Source organism: Kamptonema sp. UHCC 0994 (assembly GCF_029167235.1).
GTDB lineage: Bacteria > Cyanobacteriota > Cyanobacteriia > Cyanobacteriales > Microcoleaceae > Kamptonema.
The window spans coordinates 233-6,114 of sequence record NZ_JARFTR010000151.1; the positions used below are offsets into that span (position 1 = coordinate 233).

The 5,882-nt window shown below is 42.1% G+C and carries 1 protein-coding gene; it reads right to left on the reverse strand.

Features of this window, described 5'->3' with window-relative positions; all coding sequences use genetic code 11:
• Window positions 1-5,524 (reverse strand): S8 family serine peptidase (locus PY364_RS14300; protein ID WP_275523436.1); only part of this gene is annotated, 5,524 nt, incomplete at its 3' end.
• Window positions 5,525-5,882: the final 358 nt, after the last annotated feature.

The following is a 5,882-nucleotide window of genomic DNA, read 5'->3' on the forward strand; positions in this document are numbered from 1 at the left end:
GCCACCAAGTCATATTATTGTCAGACTCGCGCCACTGCCAAACGTTATCGTCTGTGCCAATTCCAAAGACTCTCAAACTACCATCTGATGCTTGAATGACTTCAATTTCCTTACCAAGCAGCCCCATTTTGTGCCACCAAGTCATATTATTGTCAGACTCGCGCCACTGCCAAACGTTATCGTCTGTGCCAATTCCAAAGACTCTCAAACTACCATCTGATGCTTGAATGACTTCAATTTCCTTACCAAGCAGCCCCATCTTGTGCCACCAAGTCATATTATTATCAGACTCGCGCCACTGCCAAACGTTATCGTCTGTGCCAATTCCAAAGACTCTCAATTGCCCATTTTTATCTCGAATCACACTTATTTCTTTCGCAAGCAGCCCCATTTTGTGCCACCAAGTCATATTATTGTCAGACTCACGCCATTGCCAAACGTTATTATCTGCACCAATAGCAAAGACTAGAAGCTTACCGTTAGCATCAGGAATAGCTACAACATTACCCTTCTCAGCAGCAGTAGCCTGATTAGCAATAGAAATAGGAATTGGTGTTGTTGTAACTTTGACATTGGGAATAGGTAAACCTGTACCGTTGCTATACCAACTCTCGACACCATTGGGCTGAACCATTAAATGCCCATTGGTGTAATAGTGAATGGTTACACTATTACTCAGGATCGTATTTATAAACTGACCTGCATTTACAGGTACTTTTCCTTGACCTGGTAATGGTGCGATAGGTTGTGGTTGTGGTTGCGGTTGCGGCTGTGGTGTAGGAACCGATACTTGTCGTGGAATCAGAATATTTTGACCTACATAAATCAGGTTAGGATTAGTAATGCCATTTTTCTCAGCGATAAAGTTGTAGTAAGGCGCAGAACTATTGCCCATTGTACTGAAGGCGATCGCACTCAGCGTATCTCCTGGTTTAATAGTGTATGAATCCCACTCGTAGTATTTGCCCATGAATTCAGTCGCAGTAGCACGTTCAGCAGCTATCACCAATCCTTGACCGCTCCAAGTATCAGGCGTAAACAAAGTATTAGGCTGATAAACTTCCCCTGTCGTCACACCCGCCAACCCCACAGCAGCCGCCATATTCAACAACCCTGCACCCGTCTCTTCATCCCAATTAGGCTCTTTCAAATCAGTGGCCGTAGACTTAAGAATATCAATCACTTGCCGATAACTCAACTGCGGATTCGCAGCCCACATTTGCGAAACCGCACCCGTAACTTTCGCCGTCGCTACCGAAGTCCCCACCATCGCACCTACGCCATCACCAGTAGTAGAAAATACTGGATTTTCCACTGTTCCCCCGTCGGCCATGATATCCAATCCGCGACCGTAACTGGAATAATCCGCGCGATCGTAAGCTTTAGAAAGTGCAATTTCATCATTCACCCGCTTAGCCGCACCAACGGTAATAATATTGTCAAACTCCTGAGAACCTTGACCCAAAGCTGACATCACGCTGCCATCATTACCAGAGGAAACTACTAACAAAACGTGATTTTGACGCGCATATTCGATCGCCGATCGCTCTTCTGGCGTAAATTCATAACGAGTAGTAACGCTACCATCTGGATTAATTTGAGTTAAATCTAAGCTGAGGTTAACAACTCCATTTGGTTGTCCTGACTCCTGCAATTTATCAACAAATTCAACCAAAGATTCCGCCCATTTTCCCGAACCAATTGCCCTGCCAACCCACAAAGGCGCTTTATCATTCACCCCATCAATACCGATACCATTGTTTTGAGTTGCGGCAATAATGCCTAAAATGTGCGTACCATGTTCGCTACCTTCACCTGTTGCTAGTAAGGGATTTTCATCATTAGCAACACGGTCACTTCCTAAAATAATTCGTGAATAATCAAGATCGGGATTATTGCCACTGAAACCCGTATCAATTACACCCACTAACGGTTGAGAAGTTAAGGGAAATGCAAACTCGACAGGCTCTACATATTCAATTGGAACAGGTGCAACTCGCGCCACCATATCTTCCAAGCGCGAAATCAAATTAGCAGTAGCATTATCAGTTGCAGTATTGACTATTGATTGGTCTTTATTTCTCAAATTTGCAGCGATATTGTCCAACCTTTCAAGTAAAGCTGGGTTGATAGAATTACCGCCAACATTTATCCCTGTATCCTGTTGATATCTCAAGATTTCAGCCAGTGTTTCCACGCGATAAATCAACTCTGCATTTACAGGATTAAAGCTTGATAATTCAGTTTCTTCGTACCCAAAAGAAGGTGATAGCCATTCGGAAACAGATCCTTGTGTTTCAGTTCCCACCTCTGCGTTAAATGACTCGATTGTTTCAGCCGCAGGTGTTAAGCTAGTTGTTGAATTAGTTAAAATCTCTGCTGACGTATCAGGGATTTTGTCAACATTTGTATCAACTATTTCACTTGGTTGATTAGAACCTGCTTTCACTTCTGAAGTATTAACAACAGGAGAAGTTGTCGTATTTTCAGAAGTAGCACTAACCGTTTCTTTGATCAACGCCGTTACAACTTCCGCAGCCGGAGAATTTGTCACTAATGCCGATTGCCCATTATTAGTAACAGTTTCTTTCGTTGGAGATGTTGCAATTGTAGGAGTCGAGGTATTTGTTGTTAATTCCGTAGTTGTAGTAGCAGTAGAACCTGACACTTCTGCTAATTTTGAAGGAGTAACAGGCGTAGAGTTATAATTGTTGGTAATTGTTTCCTTTACCTGCGGTGACGCACCTGTGCTAGTAACTGCAACTTCCGTATTTTGAGAAACACTACTGACACTTCCATTAACAACTGATGCTGGAATTACTGCTGTTTCTTTGCTATCTGCTGTAATAGCTGGATTGCTCAAACTTTCTGTCGCAGGTACAATAAGATATTCAGGTGAATCAACTCCTGAATTGTCAATTTTTTCTACTTCAACTGCTGCTGTCTGTGGCAAGTTATCCGCTGTTTGATCGGCCTGCGGTAAAACTGCTAAATTCGAGCTTATTTCCTCAGTTTTACCTGATGTTAACTCAGTCTCAGAATTGTCTTTCAGCGGTACATCGGTCGCTGCAATTTCTGTACTATTGTCTTCTTTGTCACCTGCTAAAGCTTGGCTATCAGGATTTGAATCTAGCTGCTCGCTTGGTAAACTGCTGCTCGAATTATCATCAGAATTCACACTACCTTTCTCAATCAACTCCCCAGTAGTCGGTGAATCTTTTTCCCCTGTCGGAATCCCATTCTCTAAACTATTTTGCTGGGAAGTTGCATTTTCTAAATCATCAAGTAATCCTGAAAGTGATGTTTCTAAATCCTCTGCTGGTTCGGGGTTAATATAAGGCTTAGCATAATCAACTAATGCTTTTCCTAAATCAGAAGTACGCCAATCCTTACCCGCAGCAACCACATCATCCATCAACACCGCTTTACCAACAGCACCTCGCACTTGAAAGACGAAATCATTGTAATCTTTATCAGTCCATCCATCAACTCGCAAATCTTCCATAGAGAAGGTATTTCCCTCCCCTGTAACATCAGCAATTTGACCAATTTGCATTCCATTTTCAGGATTTGCTGTCGCCATTGAGAACAAAGGACGTTTATTACCACCAATACCAGGATTGTCAAATACCTCTTGCACAGTACCATTAGGAACAATCATTACACCAAACTCATCCCCAGGAGTCATATCGAAAGTTTTAACTCCCAAATATTCCCCGGAGTTAAAGTTTTCTTCACCTAATTTACCGGAAAACCTCGCACCTTCGCTTAAGTCAGAAATAACTACATTACCCTGAACTGATTTACTCAGCGCTCTGGCAGTTGCCTCTTTGATAAATGCTTCAGAACCAGGGATAAATATCGCCATTCCTTTGAGGCTGAAGATAGCTAGTTGACCTTGATATAAGCCACCATCAAACAAGAAATCTATGCCGACTTTTCCGGTAGTATCAACCTTAAATTTCCCTGATGTAAAGGGATCTGGAGATGCAGTTAGTTCGGGTTGACTCGCCGTTGGATTTAATTCTTTTTGTGTCTCATCACTGGAAACTTCTGCTTCATCTTCAGCTTTTTTTTCTTCTTCGCCGCCATTAACTGCTGGATTTTTTTCAGTGTTGGTGGTATTGGTTGTTTCCGAGGAAGTATCAACAGGTTTTTCTGTGGTTAATTTATCACCTGCTACTGTTTCTTTTGGCTCATTAGTTATGCTATTTTCGATGACATGATTTTCTATTTTAGTCTCTTCCTCTGCTAATCCACTTTGGTGATCGTCGGGTGAATTTGTCGTTACCGTAGGATTATTGTTCGCGGAATCACTAGAACTTTCCTCTGTTTTTTTGTCGGTAAAACTTCCTGTTAAATCATTGCTATTTGTCCCGTTACTGGCAACTGTTTCTTGAGTTATTTCTAATTGTATGTCTGGTTTATCCTCAGAAGTTGGTAATGGCTTTACTTCCGGCAATATCGTTGTTTTGTCAGAAGATAAAGTCAGGCTTTCTTCCTGGCTATCTTCGGCATTACTAAGAGTGGTGATCTGACTATTACTTGGGGATTTTTCAGTGGGATTTTCGACAAACTCTCCTGTAACTAAATCTGGAATTGCTGTCGATTCTACGGAGTTAGTTAGTTGACTCGGAGAAGTTACTATTTCCTTAAATTCCGCTCCAGTTTCTGAAATTGTTGCTATCTGTGTGAGGGGGGCTATAGTCGGTTCGTTATTAGTTTCTCCATTGCTGAGTGCTGCATTTTCGGTGTTACTGGCGGCTGCACTCTCAACAGAATTACTAATAGTTGTATCTGGCGATTTGGTTGTTTCTGATATGATTTCCGATGCTGCCGAGTCTGTTGATTTATCAGGGGACTCTGTGGTAGAAACTCTCGTTAAACTATCTGTGGTTTCACTATCCGAAGTAATTGGTTTTTCTGGACTGGTTTTAGTCTCTAAATTTGTTATTTCATTTGATGATTTGTCTGGGGAAGCAACTGTTTCTTCCAAGGATTTTTCTGTGGCTGATGTTATCCCTACTTCGGAACCAGTTTCGGTAATTTTATCTGTAGAATCAGTGTCGTATGTTGTTCCTGTCAGAGTGTTGCTTGGCGCTGTTGCATCTTGATTCTCGACAGGATCTCCTGTAATTAAATCTGTGGAGTCTGTCGATTTTTCTGAAGGGTTATTTGATACAATAGTTGTTGCTGGCGGTTCGGAATTGCTACCTGTCAGGGGATCTACGACCAGTTTCTCGCTGTTAGCAACTTCTCCTAATTTCTGGCTTGGGTTATAATCGGTGTCACCACCTTTTGAGGGGACAAGTAGAGAATTGTCCTCCGCCGCTAATTCCTTGACATTTATTTCGTCTGGAATTGTCCCAATGGTGGTAGAAATGTCGAGTATTGTGCCACTGCTGGTTTTAAGCAGCAAGTCGGCATTACCAGTTAAGTTGTACAGGGTGTCTGGGTAGGTTGTCCCTACTTGTCCTGTATGGATTTGGCTACCACTGACTAAACTAAGATCGTTCGCAGGCATGATGCACTCCTCCTGACTTTATTACGCAACTGTTTGTTTATCTGTAGGTATGTCAGGGGAAAAATGCGGTTTTTACGCCAAATCGGAAAATATTACAAAACTTTACATACTTGGCAGAAAATATCCAGCCGATTGAAATCGCAGCTATGACTGGGTGATAAACCTCTGAAACCTTGATGGGTAAAGCGTTGAGACCCCTGAATTAACGAAATAGGTTGAGGTAGCTTTCCACCAAAGAGAGGTAAGTATTGTTATCGATCATTGGCGAGAAAAATGGGTAAAATAGATCAAAAGCCCCGATTTCTTTGGACATCAAACTTTTTTATGCTTCTTGAGTCCTCCCAAATCTCAACAGCGC